A 19,035-nucleotide genomic window follows, 5' to 3' on the forward strand; every position below is an offset into this window, starting at 1 on the left:
TTTTTTTATTTGTATTTGGCAATTTCGACCGCGTAAACGCCTTCATGACCTTCAAAATTGGCTCTGAAGATAATCCATTTTTCATCGGGCGAAAAATGCACATTAGGTTCAAGGTGATAGTTGTGATTTTTCATATTAACCAGTTTCTCCGATTTAAAATGATCCCCATCGGGTTTAAAAAGGTAGATCCACATGCCATCGGGCGCTTTTGCTACCTGCCCGGCATTACCGCCATCGCCTGCAAATGTTTGCTCATCCCTGGTAACATTGAAATGGATTGACCATTCGTTGCGGTCCATCTGGTAAACGCGATCTTCCTTACCTGTTTTCATGTTGATGCCTGCCAGAAAAAATGTTTGACCTTTAGGTTTCTGCAGATCAAACCACTCGGTATTACCAAGCGGCGAAAAAAACTCATGGCCTGCAATTTCATTTACCATGGTACGCTTATGCAATAGTTTATTTTGGCCGGTTTTTATATTGATATTCCACATCCTGTCCACCTTTTCCCATGGCCCTTCATGACAGTACGACAAATTATAGGGATCCGTGGGCGAGAAAAGCAGGTGGTTAGTCCATTCGTTCTCCTGGTGTATTTGTTTTAATAATTTGTGTTTAACATCAAGCACATATAGGGTGTGCTGAATATGCGCATCATAGATCCGGTTAAAAAAATCATGTTTTTCGGGATATTTGGCCAGTATCTGGCGCTCTTGCTCGCCGGTAGCTTTAACACATGCCATGAAAGTTCCATCGGCATTTACGGTGCCTACCCTGCCTTTAAAGTCGGGGGCAAAAGCGTAAATAAACCTGGTTTTATGGGTATTTACATTTACAGCAAATATACTGTCGCCGCTTTGGTAAAATGCCTCACGGGTTTTAGCGCAAACCATCTCTCCCGATACCTTTTCGCGGCTGGTTAACTGTTCAGTCTTTAGGGTTTTCAGATTAACAGTGAACAGTTGCGAACCCTTATCCGTTTTGCCGTAAAACACCATCAAATCACCCTCGCCCTTTTCCTGGGGAACAAAAGGATTGTTGTTAAAATAAAAACTCCCGTTATCGTTTTCACGGTTTACCAGCCGAACAACCTTATGGCCGGTTTCTTTATCAATCCACCGGGCAGGCATGGGTTTTATGCCTCCTGTTTCTAATAAATCCTGGGCTTTTACGGTAAAAAAGCTCATACTTAAAAGGGCGAAAGTCATCAAAGCCAGTTTTTTGCTTATCATCATTATTAAGGTTTTTAATTAATTTCCGTCGGGTTTTATGGTGCTGTTTTTAGGGCTGACGGGCAGGTTGAAAGTATCGGCAGGGTCAGGATGCGATGGATCAAAAGGCGGTGCATCAATAATATACTTCTCAATACCCAGGTGATTGCTGCGGATTCCCTCAATAATACATTTGGCAATTTCGTAAGCTCCATAACTGTTAAAGTGGGTATTATCAGCCAGGTCTTTAGGCTGGTTGGGGAACGAGTTGGCCGGATACCACACAAAAGCTTTTTTGGAGCCTTCATTACCAAGGGCCTCATAAAGTTTCGTCGTCATGGTATTAAGATCTATCAGCGGTACATTTTGCTCTTGGGCAACTTTCCTTGCAGCATCCGGGTAATCGCCCAGCGTATTCACCACTTTATCGCTATCATTAAAAGCGCGGCGGCTGGTGGAAGTCACAATAACCGGGATGGCATTTTTATTGCGTATTTTACTGATGAACAGCTTAAGGCGATCTGTATATGATTTATAGGCCCCATCTTCAGGACCTTTTTCTTTCTGATCATTATGCCCAAACTCGATAAAAAGATAATCACCCGGCTTAATGATACTTAATATTTTATCCAAACGGTGACTATTTAAAAAGCTGCCCAGGGTAATGCCTGATTCGGCATGATCGGCAATGGCTATTCCCGGTTTAAAAAAACGGGTGATCATTTGCCCCCATGAGCACCAGGGCTCATCATCCTGGTCAACCACAGTGGAGTTTCCCGCCAGGTAAACAGTTACCTGGTCATCCATCTTTTCTATTTCAAGCGCATCAATACATGGCAGGGTATCATTAAATTCAAGGCTGAGCTTATCATCCCAATCATATTTTCCAAATTCGCGGGGTTTAAGGGATACCTTACCGCCCGTGCCGATATCCGGCTTGCGTATATTTACTATAAAGCTTACTCTTTTTATAGTGCTTTTACCTGTTTTTACTTTCTCCAGCATCAGCCTGCGCGACTCGGCACGTACGGTTATATTGCTGTTGCCCTTAATGTCGCCCAATACCAGTGTTACTTTATAATTGCCTTCGGGTACGTTTACCGAAAAATAGAAAGGTTTATCGCTGGTGACGTAATCACCGGTAAGTAATTTCCGGGGATTGCGCACCACTGTTGTTACTTTTGAGTCAAAATCAAACCCATAACCTTTATTGTTATCAAACTTATCATCCGGGCCTACCTTTTGATAACCTTTGGCCGCCTTGCCGCTTCCAAAATCAAACTTAAAACTGGTTTTAGCTGCCTGTGCCAAAAGGGTTGCAGGTAAGACAAGCCACAATAAAAAACAAAAACAGGGCAATAAGATCTTGTACCGCAATTTGATCATGATGAATACTAATTTACCTGATTATCTGGCTGCCAAAATTGGGGCATGGTTTATAATAGATAAAGTTATACCATGTTTATTCGGGCAGCATCCTGCACTATCCTGAATGAAGACCTTCTTCGTGTAACAAATTCATCACCATAAAAAGTTATATGTGCCGAACCTATGGTTCTCCATTTTTATCGTTTGGGTTCAACGGGTTGAAACCCGTTGTTACAAAATGTTTCGGGGCTCCGCCCCTGGGGAATGGTAAGCGTAAAGATGATAAATTAAGGGTAAACGGCTGGCAATGTGCATTAAATTCTAAGTCAATAAAAAGCTTCTTATCTTACAATAAGATATTTTGTACCGATAACATAGTCCGCATAGCGGACGGATCATCTATTAGCCACGGGTTTTAACCCGTGGACAAGGAACCATTACCCATTCAAAGTTCCATAGGAACGGCTCATTTACCGTTATATATTACCGAACCCATGATGTTAAACAACTATGGCAAATAAAAAACCTCTTTTAGCGGGATACTAACCGGTGAGTTATCAGGATTGCTTTCCATAATATCGCCCATGTAGGCCCACCATTTTTGCATAATGGCGTTTGCCGGCAAAGTATCCAGTAAGGCCTTGTCGGCTACTTTCAAAACACCCATCAGGCTGTTGGTTTCCTCATCCAGGAAGATAGCATAATCGCTTATTCCCGTATCTTTTAGCAGCGCTGATAATTCGGGCCATATTTCATCATGGCGTTTTTTGTACTCCTGTTCAAAGCCGGGAAAAAGCTTCATTTTAAATGCTACGCGATCCATAGGTAAATATTAAAAGGTTAAATATGGCCATTGGTTATTGATATACACTTCGTCCAAAAATCGCTTATATATTTAAACCAACCTGTATGTTTTGCCAAAGTAACATTTCTTTTCTCAGTTAACAATCCTGTGACATCATGATTAACTGGCAAAAAGCTTTAACTTTAGCTCGCTTAAACTTGCTTTTAAGTTTATAGCCAGGCATAGGATTTAATGATGAGGTATGAAATCTTCGCGATTATTAGAATACATATATATTGACTATTATTCATCCACACCCAAATATATACAATTAGCCAACTCGATTATTAAAAGTGTGCGCGAAGGGAAACTGGTTATTAATGAAACACTCCCCTCCATTAACGAGTTGAACCTCAATTTTGAAATATCACGGGATACTGCCGAAAAAGCCTATAAACACTTAAAATCAATTGGCCTGCTTGGTTCTGTACCGGGTAAGGGATACTATATCAAAAACACGGAGGCAGGCCAGCAATTTAAAGTGTTTTTAATATTTAATAAGCTAAGCACCCATAAAAAATTGGTATATGACGCCATTGTTAATGGCCTTGGGCATGAGGCTGCGATTGATTTTTACATTTATAACAATGATTTCGAGTTTTTTAAAAAGCTGATCCAAAACAACAGTAACGATTACACGCACTACGTAATTTTACCGCATTTTATGGATGGCGGCGAAAATGTGCACGATATCATCAATACACTACCCAAAGACAAATTGATAATACTCGACAAACTGGTACCCGGTGTAAAAGGCGATTTTGCAGCTGTATATGAAAATTTTGAAAAAGATATTTTTCATGCCCTGGAGCAGGCCCTGCCGCAGCTAAGCAAGTACCATACACTAAAGATCATATTTCCCGAATACACCTATTTCCCCGGTGAGATACTGAAAGGTTTCTTTAGTTTTTGTATCCAATATGCCTTTACCTATAAAGTTGTTCATGATATACACAAAGAGCCTATAAACGAAGGTGAGGTTTTTATCAACCTGATGGAAAATGACCTGGTTGTTTTGATTGAACGAATCCTGTCGACAAAATTGCAGATAGGTAAAGACGTGGGTGTAATATCCTATAACGAAACCCCGCTTAAAAAAATCATACTAAACGGTTTAACCACCATATCAACAGATTTTGAAAAAATGGGAGAAATGACTGCTGCAATTATTAAAAACGGTACAACCGCCCGCTACGAAGTACCTTTTTATTTAACTTTAAGATCATCTTTGTAGGCTGCCAACCACAATAGGTATCATAGCGATTTCCTGGTAATAATCTTAAATCCAATTTTATAAACAGCGGCGTTTCGCTTGTATACTATTTGCTTAGATACAACAGCACACGGATAAATACAAAGCTTAAAAATTTTTTATCGTATCCCAATCAACCACCCCTACCCTTTTCGCCCAGGCCGAATATTCGTTTTCAAGATTTTTGACCTTAGCCGGATATTTGATGGCCAGGTCCTTTATTTCAGATCGATCAGCATTAAGATCATATAACTCCCATGGCCGGCCAGGTTCGGCCACCAGTTTCCATTTGCCTTGCCTGATAGCCCTGCTGCCTTCATGTTCCCAAAATAGTGTTTTATTACCGGTGTAAGGCTTACGCTTAAATGCATCAACCAAACTAACACCTGCCAAGGGTGTAAGCTGCCTGTTTTTAAATTGAGTTGGATATTTTACGCCTGCAAGATCAAGACAGGTGGGCATCAGATCTATCAGGTGACCGGGACTGCTATTGATGCTGCCTGCTTTGATTTGCCCGGGATACCAGGCTATCAGTGGTGTTGCTATGCCACCTTCATGTGTATTGCGTTTAAACAGTTTAAACGGCGTATTACTTACGTTGGCCCAAGGTATCTCGTAACTGTCTATAGAATTTACTGAGCCCGGCAAGCCAGATTTTTGGATAACCGTGGGCAGGCTTTTTACTTCATCGGCACTGCCGCCGTTGTCTGAGGCGAAAAGAATAATTGTGTTTTTATCCTTTCCCAACTGTTTTAGCTTGGCTATGATCTCACCGATACAAGCATCCATCCGGTAAACCATCGCTGCGTAGATGGCCATGCGGGTGTCCCATTTATCTTTTTCTTTGGGAGACAGGGAATCCCAGGCTGGTGCTCGCTCATCACGGGCAGATAATTGCCATTGTTTTTTGATGATGCCTGCGGCCACCTGTTTTTCATAGCGTTGTTTTCGCAAAACATCCCACCCTTTAAGGTATTGGCCTTTATATTTTGCAATATCCTGGGGCAAGGCCTGGATAGGCCAGTGCGGGGCATTGTAGGCTACATACAGAAAGAAAGGTTTTTGCTGTTCTTTGATCTCATCTAAAGATTTGACAGCAAAATCTGTAATGGCCTGCGTAAGGTATTTTGAGGTATCATTCCGGGTTACTTCTTTATCATTAAGCATAAAAGTGATCTTGCTGCCATCATTATACAGCGGCGCCGAATTAAAGTAGCTGCTGCCGTTGTTCAACATCGTAAACGACTTGTCGAACCCGCGGTTATATGCCAGTGCAGATTGCTGCAAACCTACATGCCATTTTCCCGAAACAATGGTATTATAACCTGCTTCATTCTTTAACAATTCGGCAATGGTAGCGCTATTTTCATTTAAAAATCCCTGGTATGCGGGTGAGCCTTTGTATTTTACCATATCGCCAACACCTGCCTGGTGCGGGTACAAACCAGTTAACAGTGCTGCGCGTGATGGGCAGCATCTGCCGGCATTATAAAACTGGGTCATTTTAAGGCCTTCGCGGGCAAGCCTGTCGATATTGGGGGTGCTGATTTCCGAGCCAAAACAGCCGATATCAGAAAAGCCCATATCGTCGGCCAAAATGACAACGATATTGGGCTTCTGTTTAGGGGCCTGCCCAAATGCAGGTCCCATATACAACATAATGATAAGTAAGTAACAGATTCGTTTTAGCATAGCTGTGCTTTATTTACCGCTGGCAGCCAGTCCGGTTTTAACTTGTTCGGTAGCGGCCTTAATTTGAGTGGTTGATGAAAAGCCCTGCTTTTTCCAAACTTCCTTGCCGTTTTTATATAGTACCAATGTTGGCAGCACGTTTACCTTAAGCTCTTTGGCGAGGGCGGTATTGTCATAAACTTCAATGCTGATCACCCTGGGTGCAAAGGCGGCATTAGCTTTCAAAGAGTCGAGCACGGGCACCAGCTTTTTGCAGGCTCCGCAATACCGCGATCCAAAATCAACCAAAACCAATGGCGATGAAGCCGCGAGTTCGGTAAACTGTGCTTTGGAAAGCGACACGCCTTTTTTAGTTGTTGAAACGATAGAATAACCCGAGCCAATCCAGTTGGCCAAACCGCCGGGGAGCTCTTCCACATCATTAAAGCCTTTGGCCCGCAGCTCGCGCGAAAGTACAGCGCTGCGGCCGTTGGCTATCGAATAAACAAATGTTGGTTTATCCTTATCCAGGCCATCAAGTTTTTGCTGATAATCAGCGGCTTTGGCATCAACATTTATAGCATCTTTAATATGGTTTTGCACAAACTCCTCGGCAGAACGAGCATCAAGTACCTGCGGATCTTTGGCCTGTTTTAATTTGGCTGCAAAAGCTTCAATTGATAACAGCGCAGGCGATTGTGCTTTTACTTCGCCGGTGAAAACTACCAGCAGGGCCAGTAAAATGGTTTTTAAGTTTTTCATAAGCTTAATTGTTGTTTTCGAGGTGATGGATTCTTTTGTTGTTAATATCATCCCTATCTATGAATGGATAGATGTGGTTCTTCTTAGCTTCGGCATCAAACAAGTCTTTCAATTCCTTCAGCTTTTCGGGGTATTTTTTGGCCAGGTCAACACGCTCATTAAAATCCTCGTTCAGGTTATATAATTTCCAAACATCCTTGTCATAGTTACGTTCAGGAATTACCTTGTCCTGCGGAAAGTTTAGCAAATCCACGTTATCCGGGCGGTGTGCCGCCTCAGCCTTCCAACCATCTTTATAGATAGATCGTGAGGTAAAAATGTAATAGTATTGTTGGGTATGCGGTGATTTTGCCTGGGCGTTATTAAACGAGCTGAACAACGATTTGCCCTGCAAGGTATCTTGTTTAATGCTTTTGATATAACCAGGTATTTTTAAACCCGCAGCCTCAATGGTTGTGGGAAAGATATCCGAAACGTGGCCGTATTGTGTACGGATGCCTCCTTTTTCGGTGATGCCTTTTGGATAATAAACAATCAGCGGGTTGTGGGTACCTCCCTCGGCATCTGCATCCGATTTCCAATATTTAAATGGCGTATTAGCGGCTTGCGCCCAGCCTAAAGGATAATTGGTTGAGGCTTCGGGTGTACCGATGGTTTCGTAATCGCTTTCGTTCTTTTTAATATAATCAGCCTCGGGGGTAGTAAGGGCGGAGTTTTTTGGATTGATGACACCGTGAACAGTTCCCTCCTTGCTTGCACCGTTATCGCCTATCATCACAAAAACCAATGTATTATCAAACTGGCCCGATGCTTTCAGGTAGCTGATCACCCGGCCAACCTGGTTGTCGATATAGGTAAGGTATCCCGCATAAACCTCCATAAAACGGGCGTACAATTTTTGTTGATCAGCCGGCAGGCTATTCCAGGCCTGGATACGCTCGTTACGCTCGGGTAATTTGGCATAAGCAGGGATATAGCCGGCCTTCTTTTGGTTGTCAAAAACCCTTTGGCGGTATACATCCCAGCCCTCATCAAACTTACCTTTATACAAATCGCTCCACTCCTTGCTTACCTGGTGCGGGGCATGGGTGGCGCCGGGGGCATAATACAAAAAGAAAGGCTGATCGGGCGCTGCCTTGTGCGCAGCATCGATATAGGCTATGGCTTTGTCGGTAATCTGTTCATTCAGGTTACGGCCATCCGGTTTGATATGGAAGTTATCCTCCACCAAATGTGGCGGGTTATACTGGTCGGTTGCCGATTCCAGGAAACCGAAATGATGGTCGAAACCCTTGCCGGTAGGCCAGCGGTCAAACGGGCCAACGGCGGTTGTATCTTCATCGGGCGTTACGCCCCACTTACCCACAGCAAAGGTGCTGTATCCGTTTGCACGTAATACTTCGGCAATAGTGCCCTTATCAGGCGGGATGCGGCCATCATAGCCAGGGAAACCGGCGGCAGTTGAGGCATGGGCAAAGTTACCCATATGTACGTAATGATGGTTGCGCCCGGTAAGTAACGACGACCGTGTTGGCGCGCAAATACCCGCGGTATGGAAGTTGGTATACCGCAAGCCATTGTTGGCAAGCGTATCAAAATTTGGTGTACTGATGAGGCCGCCAAAAGTTCCCGATGCGCCAAAGCCTACATCGTCCAACAAAATCCAAACAACGTTTGGCGCGCCTTTAGGGGCTTTTAGTGGTTTTGCCCACCATTCTTTTGATTCGGCAAGGGTTTTGCCCTCAACTCCTTTATAAGTAGCCGGGTCAGATGGCGGAATGTTTGCGGCCCCTACTTTTGAGGTTTGCGCCATTGCCGGGATGCCGCCCAGCGCAAAAGCTATAACAGCTAATGATATTCTATAAGCGTTTTTCATAATGAAAAATTTACGGGGTTATTTTTTATAGTTTTGGTGGATGCGCTGGTGATAAACATCGTACCAGTCGATAAATGGATACAGGTTGTTCTTTTTGGCCTGCTCTTCAAAAACCGCTTTGAGCTCCTTTAGCTTTTCGGGGTATTTTTTTGCAAGATCAACACGCTCGTTAAAATCCTGGTTCAGATTGTACAGTTCCCATGTATCCTCATCAAAGCTCCTATCCGGCACGTTCTGCCCTACTTTAAAATCACCCAGTTCCACATTATCCGGGTGGTGTGCCGCCTCTGCTTTCCAGCCATCGCTGTAAACCGACCGTGAGCCAAAAATGTAATAATGCTGTAAAACGTGGCGGGCGGGCGCTTCGGGATGATCGAATGAGTAAACCAGCGAAGTGCCTTGTAAGGTATCCTGCTTAATACCCCTGATATACCCGGGCAGTTTGATCCCGGTAAACTCAAGCGTGGTAGGCAGCACATCAATTACATGGCCGTATTGTGTACGGATGGTCCCTTTATCTTTAATGCCTTTTGGATAATACACAATAAGCGGATTGCGTGTGCCGCCTTCTGAATTGGCATCCTGCTTCCAGTATTTAAATGGTGTATTGGCTGCCTGCGCCCAGCCCAGGGGGTAGTTGGTACTTGCCTGTGGTGTGCCTATATCGGTAATATCCTCAATATTGGTTTTCAGGTAAGTATCTTCTGCAACAAGTTTGGCCGAGTTCTTTTTAGGGTTGATAACACCGTGAACCGTACCTTCCTTGCTGGCCCCGTTATCGCCAATGATTACAAATACCAACGTATTATCCAGCTGACCGCTTTGTTTTAAATGGTTAATAAGCCTGCCAACTTCATGATCGGTATAGGTTAGGTAACCTGCGTATACTTCCATAAAGCGGGCGTACAGTTTTTTCTCGGCATCGGGTAATGATTTCCAGGCCGGGATGCGGGGGTTGCGCTCGGGTAGTTTGGCATAAGCGGGGATAATGCCCAATTGCTTTTGCCTGGCTATTACTTTCTCCCTGAAATCGTCCCAGCCGCCGTCAAATTGGCCCTTATATAGGTCACTCCACTCGGCCCCTACCTGGTGGGGCGAATGGGTGGCACCCGGTGCGTAGTATAAAAAGAATGGTTTATCGGGCGCTGCTTTATGCTGGCGGGTTAAATAGAATATAGCTTTATCGGTTATCTGGTCGGTAAGGTGGCGGCCGTCTGGTGTTACATGGGCGTTATCCTCTACCAAATCTGGCTTGTACTGGTCGGTGGCCGATCCTAAAAATCCGAAGAAATGATCAAAACCTTTACCTGTGGGCCAACGGTCGAACGGACCGGCATCGGTAGCATCCTCATCGGGCGTAAGTCCGTATTTGCCCACTGCAAAAGTGTTATAGCCATTCTCCCTCAATATTTCGGCAATTGTTCCCTTGTCAGATGGGATGCGACCGTCGTAACCCGGAAAACCGGCCGACAGGGTAACATGCGAAAACCCGCCTTCATGAACATAATGGTGATTGCGACCGGTAAGCAAGGCCGAGCGTGTAGGCGCGCAAATACCAGCCGTGTGAAAGTTGGTATAACGCAAGCCGTTATTAGCCAGCGTATCAAAATTGGGGGTTTTGATGATGCCGCCAAAAGTGCTTGATGCGCCGAAGCCAACGTCATCTAAAATAATCCACAATACATTTGGCGCGCCGGTGGGTGCTTTACGAGGCTCGGGCCACCACTCCTTTGAATCATCAAGCGTTTTGCCCACCACGCCGCCATAAGGTTGATTATTTTGGGCCTTTGCACTTTGCAACCCAATTAAACCGATGACCATTGTAAGAGGCCATATTTTTTTTAAATAACCGGTTTCGGAATTTCCCGGCAGTTTTTGAATGAATTTGTTTAATATCCTCATGATATGTTTATGCTATGGTTTAAATTGAAACTGTTGAGCAGGGAAACCAACCTTTGTTAAGCTATCAATACCGCCAATATTATAGCCCAAACTATACCCCAGCGTTGCCAGGGAATCTGCAGCTTTACCGCTCCGGTTACCAGAATGGCAATACAGGTATATGGGCTTTGTTTTGTCTAATTTTTTGATCTGGTCAGCAAAATCAGCACCCTTGATATTGATATTAGCAGCATACTTTAAATGCTCTTTGCTATATTCATCCGGGCTGCGTACATCTACCAGGTAGGCTTTGCCCTGCTGTACTTCGGCAAGCAGTTTTTTACTTACTTCGGGTGTTACTATAATTTTAGCCGATCTTTTTTGTACGTAAGTTTGAGCCTGTATACCTGTAACCGCCAGGAGCAGCAGAATAATGATGTTTAGTTTTTTCATAATATTTAATTTAATCTTGATATTATTCGGCATAGCTTGATCTGAATTTTATTCCCCATTTGCCGTTCTCTTTGGTATTGTGCTTTTATTGCCAGCCAGGGTTTTGGGTGAGTTTGCCGTTGCTGTTATCTATTTCCTGCTGAGGTACGGGGAACAGGTAAAATTTACCCGCCGCACCTTTGGTTACGTTGGTTTTACCAACTTTAAGCAAGCTTGCCTCAAGAATGCCCTTGCCCGATGCATCCCGCTCGCGGATCAAATCAAACCAGCGTTGGTACTCAAAAACAAATTCCAGTCTTCGTTCTAAATAAACCGCATCACGGAAAGCAGCCTGGTCAAGCCCCGAAAGGTCGTCAAGACCGGCACGTTTCCTTACCCGGTTGATAGATGCGTAAGCTTTAGCCGTTGGCCCGTTCAGTTCATTCTCGGCTTCAGCATGGATCAACAGCACATCCGAAAAACGGATGATATGCACATTAGCACCCGATTCGGCTTCATTAGCTGCAACGCCCGGGTCAAAGTATTTATTAAAGAAAGGGATCGAGTCGTTAGCGATAGTGGCATCATTCAGCTTGCCATAATACAGGTTGGTTGTGGGGCTTTGGAAACGGGTTACAAAGCTTACCCGTTTGCGCTTATCATTAGCCGGATACAGTTTATAGATGCTGAAAAACTTATCTACGCCACCCGGTTTGGTAGCATCAGGTACCGTGTAAAACACCACCTGGTCGGCATAACTGCCTACCATGCCAGGTATGCCGTTTAGCACCGAGCGAGGTGCCTGGTTATTGCCCTGCCCCTGTGAGTTTGATTTAAACTGGGCCGAGAAAATATGTTCTTTACCATTTTCGGTTGCAGGCAAAAACACATCGGCATAGTTGGCAAATAAGTCGTACCCGTATGGACCATTGATCACTGCTTCGGCCTGGGTTACGGCTTTGTCCCATTTACGCTCGGTAAGATAAACCTTGGCCAGCAATGAATAAGCGGCGCCCGCAGTAGCCCTGCCAACATCTGCGCCGGTATAATTATTCGGCAAATCGACAGCGGCCGCGGTCAGGTCGGTCTCTATCTGGTTATAAACCGTAGCAGTGGCCGTTCTCGGAACCTGCAGATCAGAAAGGTTAATGGACGTTTGATCGTGAAGTACCAAAGGCACATCGCCATACAAACGAACCAAATTAAAATAGTACAATGCCCTTAAAAACTTTGCTTCGGCAACAAGCCTTTTGTTTAGCGTTGCATCAAATTTGATATTGGGTATGGTATCAATGGCAATATTGGCTTTTTTGATAGCCGCGTAGTGCTGCTGCCAGATCTGCAAAATACGTAAGCCCGATGCCGAATGCCCAAGTACAGCCTGTGAACGCACATCGGCGTTTGTAGCGCCGGGACCTGGACCTTCATCATCGCCCATAAAATTCATACCAGTATTAAAAAGGGTATTATATGGCGTTTGTACACCATTTGCACCGGCGTTCAATAACGAATAAGCAGCTGTAACCGTAGCCACGGCATCGGCCTGGGTTTTATAAAACTGGTTTGCCGGTATAAATGACCGGGGATCTTCATTGAGCTTAGCGCATGAAACAGCACCAAGCGCTATCAGTAAGATCAGGTATTTAATATTTTTAGTTTTCATGTTTTAAAAAATCAAAAGTTAACCGCTACAGGGTGATCCCTATACCTACAATAAACGACTTGTTGTTTGGATACGCCCCGTTATCAACACCCGAGGTAATGGCCGACTGCTCATTACTGCTCACCTCCGGATCGTACCCGGTATACTTAGTCCAGGTAGCCAGGTTCTGCGCGTTTGCGTAGATCCTGATTTTCTTGATTGGCGATTTGGAAAATACCGATTGCGGGAAAGTATATCCTAAACTGAGGCTTTTGAGGCGCAGGTACGAGCCATTCTCCACAAACCTGTCGGATATGGTTGCCGCCGGATCCTGGAAAGCGCTGTGTACATCGGTATTGGTGTTAGTTGGTGTCCAGCGGTTAAGCAAAGTGGTGGTAGCATTGGTGTAACCTGTACCCAATTCCAATACATTACGTTGCTGGTTATAGATCTTATTACCGTATGAACCCTGCAGGAATATGCTCAGGTCGATGCCTTTATAGGAAAAAGTATTGGTAATACCACCTGTAAATTTAGGTTGTGCGTTACCAAGAATCACCCTATCGGCCACCTGTGTTATTTTGCCATCTCCGTTGATATCCTGGTAGTTTTGGGCACCGGGCGATGTGTTGGCCGCCGGGGTAAGTACCGGCCCGCCCGCCTGGATTAAACCATTGGTTTTGTAACCAATGAATGAACCGATAGGCTCACCAACTTTAATGATAGAAGGCAGAGACGAATCTGGAATGAACCGGCTAACGCCATTGCCGCCAAGACTTAATACTTTGTTCCGGTTAACGGCGAATACAATGTTGGTACTCCATACAAAATCACCGGTTAGGTTATGCGAGTTTATACCGATCTCGAACCCTTTATTTTGCACAGAGCCCACATTTTCGTACTGCTGCGGGTTGGTGATTGAAGTATTGGTGATAACGGTTAAACCACTTGTTGCAGGCAGCGGCAGGTAAAGCAACAGGTTAGTCGTTTTTTTGTAGTATACATCCGCCGTTATGTTAATCCGGTCTCTAAATAAACCCAGGTCGAAACCCAGATCATATTGAGCGGTTTTTTCCCAGGTAAGATTAGGATTATACAGGCTGTTAGGCGCAAAACCGGCAACAGTGGTATTGCCGAAGTTGTAACGGTAATAGCCTAATTGCGAATATGATTGATATGCCGGGATATCGCTGTTACCGGTTTGACCGGCGCTCAGGCGTAGCTTTAGCTGGCTAATGGCTGTGGCGTTTTTAAGAAAATTTTCGCTCGAAGCATTCCATGCTACGGCAGCCGAAGGGAACGACGCCCATTGATGGCCCGGTGCAAATTTCGATGAACCATCGGCACGCAAAGTTAGTGTTAGCAGGTATTTGCTGTTAAATCCATAGTTCACGCGGCCGAGATATGATTTCAAAGCCCAGGTGTTTGACGATGTAGATGGGGCTATGGCAAAGCCGCTTCCAGATATAGAGGGAATACTACCCGAGCCAAGGTTATTATAAGTATCATAATCGCTAACAAAACCCGATGCTCCGTTGATTGAGCCTTCGGCCTTGAATTGCTGCTGGGTAAAACCAGCCAGTACATTCAATGAGTGCCTGCCAAATTTTTTATTGTAGGTAAGCGTGTTTTCATTAAGCCAGTTGAATGAGTTAAGCGTTCCTGTTTCGCCAAGACCTGAATAACCCGAGCCCTCGTATACCGAAGCAGGCAGGTAGCGGTTTTGTTTATTGTCGATGATATCGATACCCGCTAATACCCTTGCGGTAAGGTTTTCGGTGATCCTATAATCGCCGGAGATATTGCCCAAAACACGACTTGTTGTAGTGTTGTTGATCTGGTTATACAGCGTGTTGATGGGGTTACCGTAAGTACCTTCAAATATATTTTTGATAAAGAAAGATCCGTCAGCATTATAAATAGGCGTAGTGGGTGTCATCAGCAAAATGGCTGGTACTACTCCGGCTGGGGCTATCTGGGCTCTGGTGCGGCTGCCTGTAATAAATGACGAGATCTTGAACTTATCGTTATAATCATGCTCAACATTTACACGACCTGCATAACGCTCAAAGTTGGTATTTTGCAGGATCCCATCCTGTTTAAAATAGTTACCCGAAAAAGCCAGGCGAGTTCTTTCGGTACCCGAAAATATAGAAAGGCTGTGGTTTTGCGAGCTCCCTTTGCGGAAAGCTGCGTTTTGCCAGTCGGTATTGGCATTATAAGGGTTAAGCTGTGCCTCGGTCTGAGTGGTTTTCCCGCTGTTTGCCAGCGCGTCGTTACGCAAGGCCTCCCATTGCGGCGTGTTAAGCAGTGATAGGGTTTTGATCACTTCCTGTTTACCGTAGCTGCCATCGTAATTAATGGATGATACACCGGCCTTACCTTTTTTTGTGGTGATGATGATAACACCATTTGCACCCCGTGTACCATAAATAGCCGTAGCCGAAGCATCCTTCAAAACCTCGATGCTTTCGATATCCGAGGTATTGATAGATGCCAATGGATTGATTTTAGGACCATTGGTTACACCCGCATCGGTTAACGAATTGCTGTTTGATGTTGGGAAACCATCTATTACATACAAAGGTTCGGCAACGGCATTAATGGAGTTTACACCGCGCACCTGTACAGTAACGCCTGCTCCGGGTTGCCCGGTGGCCTGCGTAACCTGTATGCCCGAAACTGAGCCCTGCAAGGCCCTGTCGAGCGAGGGAACGGGCTGTTTTAAGGCAAGTGCAGGGACGGAAGCAACCGAGCCGGTAATATCCTTACGCTTTTGCGAGCCATAACCTACTACCACCACCTGGTTTAACTGGGTTTGGGCATCCTTTAAGCGGATCTCTACCGGGCTGCCATCGGCAATAAACTCCTGTTTTTCGTAGCCGGTAAAAGTAATAATGAGTTTATATGGGAATTTTTGCCCGGTTACGAAGCTAAATTTGCCTTCAATATCAGTTGTTACCGCGTGGGTGGTGCCCTCGATACGTACCACTGCACCGGGCAGGGGCTCTTTGGTGGCACCGTCAATAACACGGCCAATTAGTCTTGAATTGATAATAGGTTGCGTTTGCTGTGCAAACGTTACCAGCGGGAACGCAATAAGTACTAAGAGCGTAATTAATAAAAGTTTTCTCATGTCGACAGGTTTTTAAAGGATGAAAAACCGGACGACTGCTCAATAACCGTATAAAACGGGAGGTACAATTGCTGTGGACGAAAGGCGTCCTCAATTATTTGCAGCGTAAAAGACGCCGCAGGCCGGGGAAAAGGCAAGGCATAGCCTTTCCCTGCTTTTGCAATATTTTGCATAGATTTGAATAGTTAAAATGACACAATTGAAACAGGCTCAACGCCAATCGATCCCTGTTTCGTTGTTTTAATGACCGGGGAAAAGCTTGCTTTTCCCCTATTTGCAGTAAGTAATTATTTTATTTTTTCATGTTCCTTTCTCATTATGCCTGTTAAGCAGGCAGATCAATTATTTATTTCGGGGTATTGTTTTAATTATTCGCCTATCCAACACCGGGATAGCCCATACCATTAATTAATGCTGCAATTTGATGGCACCAATGTCCTTGAGGCCGGCATTACCATCCATACCAACCCCGCATGGCTGGTATGGATGTCGCCTGTATCAGTATAAATACTATCTTATTCGTTAAGCTTTCACAGGCAGTAACCTAAATGGTGCTTCAGCGTGCTCTGTTTCCGGCTCGGCCAAAGGATCGGGCCTATATAACTGGTGTGGCTGCAAAGGAACATCCGCTTTAATCACAGGGCCATCGGCAGCAAGCTCACTTCCGGGCACTTTTGATTTAAATATAGGCCAGGCCAGCTGCGCATACCATTGATCGCCTTCATAATGTGATATGCCATAGGCTTTCGGGTACTTGCGCGAAATATGTGCTGTACCAAAAATGATATCCCACAAAAAAAACATATTGCCAAAATTGCCTTTGTAGTAGCCAACCCCATCATCAGTAGTAGCTGCGTGGTGTGCATGGTGCGTTGCCGGGGTTGATATGGTGCGTTCAAGTACCCAGGCCAGCGGATGTAATATTTTGTATTGATAAAACGGCTTGTCCCATGGAATACTTGAATGGGCCAGTGTGGTAATGGTGCCCTTAATTCCTTTAACAATAACAGCAGGGATACCCAAACCAAGATAAACCAACGCGGTTGTTAAATAGGTTTGCGAAAAGAAAATAGTATAAATGATATTTTGCCTGCTGGCCATTGCCATACCCATGTATGATGCCGAATGGTGCGTACGATGGAAACGCCACAACCACGGCACTTCGTGGTGTAAACGGTGGTACCAGTATTGGGTAAGATCGTCGGCAACTGCTATGATAATAAATCCCCAGAAAAACGGCACCCAATTAAAGGTGTCTTTAAAACCTGGCAGTATGGCGGGCAGTACCTTAAGCCCGTAATAAGCAACCAAAGGTTTTACCACAAGTTTGGGAACCGTAAAGCAGGCAATATCCACCCACTTTTCGTTTTTGTTCCAACGTTTTTTATAAAGGCCAAATGAAAACTCGAGCACGCCGAGCACCAATACCAAAACGGAAAAACCATAACCATTAAGGTTTTCTATTAGTTGTTTTATTTGTTCAATCATTGCTTTGTGGTTGTGTGTTTACAGTTTTGTTCTTTATGGTATTCTGTTCTTTATGCACCTGTTTCTTTTCCCAGGGGCGTTCACCGGTTATATAAAATGTGGCAAACATGAGCACAATGGGCAGCGTGTAAAGCAGCAGGCTCAACAAGGCGTTTTTAATTATCCGTGTTTTAGTAGCTTGTTCCAGTTTCATGATAGGTTGTTTTGAGGTTGAACAATTAATGCTATTTTGGTTTTGGAGTTTCGCTCCAGCAGTTTACGGGTAAGCCACAGGCCGCCGAAAATGATAATGAAAGGTATCAGTGTTACAATGATGCCAACCAATATCTTTTTTCCAAGCAGGGAAACGTCGTTAATGGTCATAATGAGCAGTATTAAGTGATGAATAGTATAGATACCGCATGACGATCCGCATACCGGCACAGGCACCTGTTAGTTAAAAAATAAAATTCTAAAGATCAGCAGAACGGCGCAATGAATAGCGGGTTCAGGAGGAAGGAATAAATCCTTATTGTGCTATATCAACAGCAACAACAAGGCATACAACAGCAGGCAAAAGCAATAGCTGTCGACTGGTAATTAGCAAGGCCGTATTTAGGTAAAAGTTCGGGTTGCATGGTGGTTGCTTTTAAATGATTTAATTGTTGTGATTTAATTACAGGGGCAAATGTAAAAAAAGATTTTATAAATACTACTACTTCTATAGAAATTATAGAAATATTTGATATTTTCTTTGCCACAAATTATAAAAACCTCTTAATCAAACCAAAATCTCCATTTTTTTGATTAAATATTAGCAAAAATTGAAAAATACAGGGCTATTGAAGAAGCAACTGATTCAGTCTTAGGGCACCCGTTAAACAAAAAAACAGTCGTTTGGACTGCTTTTAAAATTGGGTGGATAACGGTGCAGAATCCCCACCGTTTTATCGACGAATTGATTGAAATAGGCGGTTTTTCAAAAATTATCGATTATGATCTTAAAAAAGAATAAGCCTCTAAGTAGATCTTAATTGGGGAAGTAAAGAAACGAATGAGCATGAAAACCCTTGATATTCTTACCATCTGTATTGTAACAATATCGGCTAAAGCGTGGTTAAGTCTTTCTCACCCACTACTCCTGCGAAGCCGCCTCTGGGCAGGCATTTAATCTGCAATGTATTTGTTTTTTTTATCTTCCCGGTTTCGCTTTTGATGGATTTTGTATCTATTCCGTCTTTGAATATTTGGAAAGAATAGTTCGAGCTGCCTAAAAAGTTTAAATTAAGATGGAGTGTTTGCGGAGTATCTTTCCCGTTAAGCCCGGCAACATACCAGAGCTTGCCTTTTCTTCGGGCTATAACAACCATTTCGCCCGGGTAGCCGTTGATTAGCTTCGTTTCATCCCAGGTTGTGGGAAATCCCATTAGGAATTTACGGGGACCTTCAGCCAAATCATAATAAGCAGAAGGCCTGTCTGCAAAATGCTGCAA

The 19,035-nt window shown here is 44.2% G+C and carries 16 protein-coding genes; 1 reads left to right on the forward strand and 15 read right to left on the reverse strand.

Annotated elements, in window-relative coordinates:
* Positions 1-5 precede the first annotated feature (5 nt).
* The 3 genes from AC1DO4_RS12685 to rhaM all read right to left on the reverse strand — a co-directional run bounded on the left by AC1DO4_RS12685 (position 6) and on the right by rhaM (position 3,402).
* Complete coding sequence (locus tag AC1DO4_RS12685; RefSeq protein ID WP_477416283.1) at positions 6-1,235, reverse strand: oligogalacturonate lyase family protein; 1,230 nt, start codon at positions 1,233-1,235, stop codon at positions 6-8.
* A 15-nt stretch (positions 1,236-1,250) separates the two neighbouring features.
* Entirely contained in the window at positions 1,251-2,597 is a 1,347-nt protein-coding gene (locus tag AC1DO4_RS12690) for a rhamnogalacturonan acetylesterase (protein WP_477416285.1), read from the reverse strand.
* A 490-nt stretch (positions 2,598-3,087) separates the two neighbouring features.
* Entirely contained in the window at positions 3,088-3,402 is a 315-nt protein-coding gene (gene rhaM / locus AC1DO4_RS12695) for an L-rhamnose mutarotase (protein WP_477416287.1), read from the reverse strand.
* A 223-nt stretch (positions 3,403-3,625) separates the two neighbouring features.
* Between rhaM and AC1DO4_RS12700 the strand changes: the two genes are divergently transcribed.
* A complete protein-coding gene (locus AC1DO4_RS12700; protein WP_477416289.1) occupies positions 3,626-4,657 on the forward strand; it encodes a GntR family transcriptional regulator in 1,032 nt (343 codons plus the stop codon).
* Positions 4,658-4,783: 126 nt separating this feature from the next.
* Here the strand turns inward: AC1DO4_RS12700 and AC1DO4_RS12705 are convergent, their stop codons facing one another.
* From AC1DO4_RS12705 to AC1DO4_RS12760, 12 genes are all read right to left on the reverse strand, one after another.
* Positions 4,784-6,367 carry an arylsulfatase gene (locus AC1DO4_RS12705; RefSeq protein WP_477416291.1) on the reverse strand — a complete coding sequence of 528 codons (1,584 nt, stop codon included), beginning with the start codon at positions 6,365-6,367 and terminating at the stop codon, positions 4,784-4,786.
* A 9-nt stretch (positions 6,368-6,376) separates the two neighbouring features.
* Positions 6,377-7,108 carry a thioredoxin domain-containing protein gene (locus tag AC1DO4_RS12710; RefSeq protein ID WP_477416293.1) on the reverse strand — a complete coding sequence of 244 codons (732 nt, stop codon included), beginning with the start codon at positions 7,106-7,108 and terminating at the stop codon, positions 6,377-6,379.
* Between the two features lie 4 nt (positions 7,109-7,112).
* The gene (locus AC1DO4_RS12715; RefSeq protein ID WP_477416295.1) at positions 7,113-8,984 is read right to left on the reverse strand and encodes an arylsulfatase; all 1,872 of its coding nucleotides are present in this window, start codon (positions 8,982-8,984) and stop codon (positions 7,113-7,115) included.
* An 18-nt stretch (positions 8,985-9,002) separates the two neighbouring features.
* On the reverse strand, positions 9,003-10,886 hold the full coding sequence (locus tag AC1DO4_RS12720; RefSeq protein ID WP_477416298.1) for an arylsulfatase: 1,884 nt from the start codon (positions 10,884-10,886) through the stop codon (positions 9,003-9,005).
* Between the two features lie 12 nt (positions 10,887-10,898).
* On the reverse strand, positions 10,899-11,318 hold the full coding sequence (locus tag AC1DO4_RS12725; RefSeq protein WP_477416300.1) for a rhodanese-like domain-containing protein: 420 nt from the start codon (positions 11,316-11,318) through the stop codon (positions 10,899-10,901).
* 85 nt (positions 11,319-11,403) lie between these two features.
* Positions 11,404-12,960, reverse strand: coding sequence for a RagB/SusD family nutrient uptake outer membrane protein (locus AC1DO4_RS12730; protein ID WP_477416302.1), 1,557 nt, complete (start codon positions 12,958-12,960; stop codon positions 11,404-11,406).
* Between the two features lie 25 nt (positions 12,961-12,985).
* Positions 12,986-16,075, reverse strand: coding sequence for a SusC/RagA family TonB-linked outer membrane protein (locus AC1DO4_RS12735; protein WP_477416304.1), 3,090 nt, complete (start codon positions 16,073-16,075; stop codon positions 12,986-12,988).
* Positions 16,072-16,248 (reverse strand): hypothetical protein, encoded by a 177-nt coding sequence (locus AC1DO4_RS12740; protein ID WP_477416306.1) that lies wholly within the window; start codon positions 16,246-16,248, stop codon positions 16,072-16,074. The genes AC1DO4_RS12735 and AC1DO4_RS12740 overlap by 4 nt, the downstream gene beginning before the upstream one ends.
* Before the next feature lie 349 nt (positions 16,249-16,597).
* Positions 16,598-17,563: a sterol desaturase family protein gene (locus tag AC1DO4_RS12745; RefSeq protein ID WP_477416308.1), complete on the reverse strand. Its 966-nt coding sequence runs from the start codon at positions 17,561-17,563 to the stop codon at positions 16,598-16,600.
* Positions 17,556-17,756 (reverse strand): hypothetical protein, encoded by a 201-nt coding sequence (locus tag AC1DO4_RS12750; RefSeq protein ID WP_477400673.1) that lies wholly within the window; start codon positions 17,754-17,756, stop codon positions 17,556-17,558. Before AC1DO4_RS12750 ends, AC1DO4_RS12745 begins: the two co-directional genes overlap by 8 nt.
* The gene (locus AC1DO4_RS12755; RefSeq protein ID WP_477416310.1) at positions 17,753-17,926 is read right to left on the reverse strand and encodes a hypothetical protein; all 174 of its coding nucleotides are present in this window, start codon (positions 17,924-17,926) and stop codon (positions 17,753-17,755) included. Before AC1DO4_RS12755 ends, AC1DO4_RS12750 begins: the two co-directional genes overlap by 4 nt.
* A gap of 722 nt (positions 17,927-18,648) precedes the next feature.
* Positions 18,649-19,035: glycoside hydrolase family 97 C-terminal domain-containing protein (locus AC1DO4_RS12760; RefSeq protein ID WP_477416312.1), on the reverse strand; the 387-nt coding region annotated here is incomplete at its 5' end.

The organism is Mucilaginibacter sp. P5_A6, assembly GCF_056400585.1.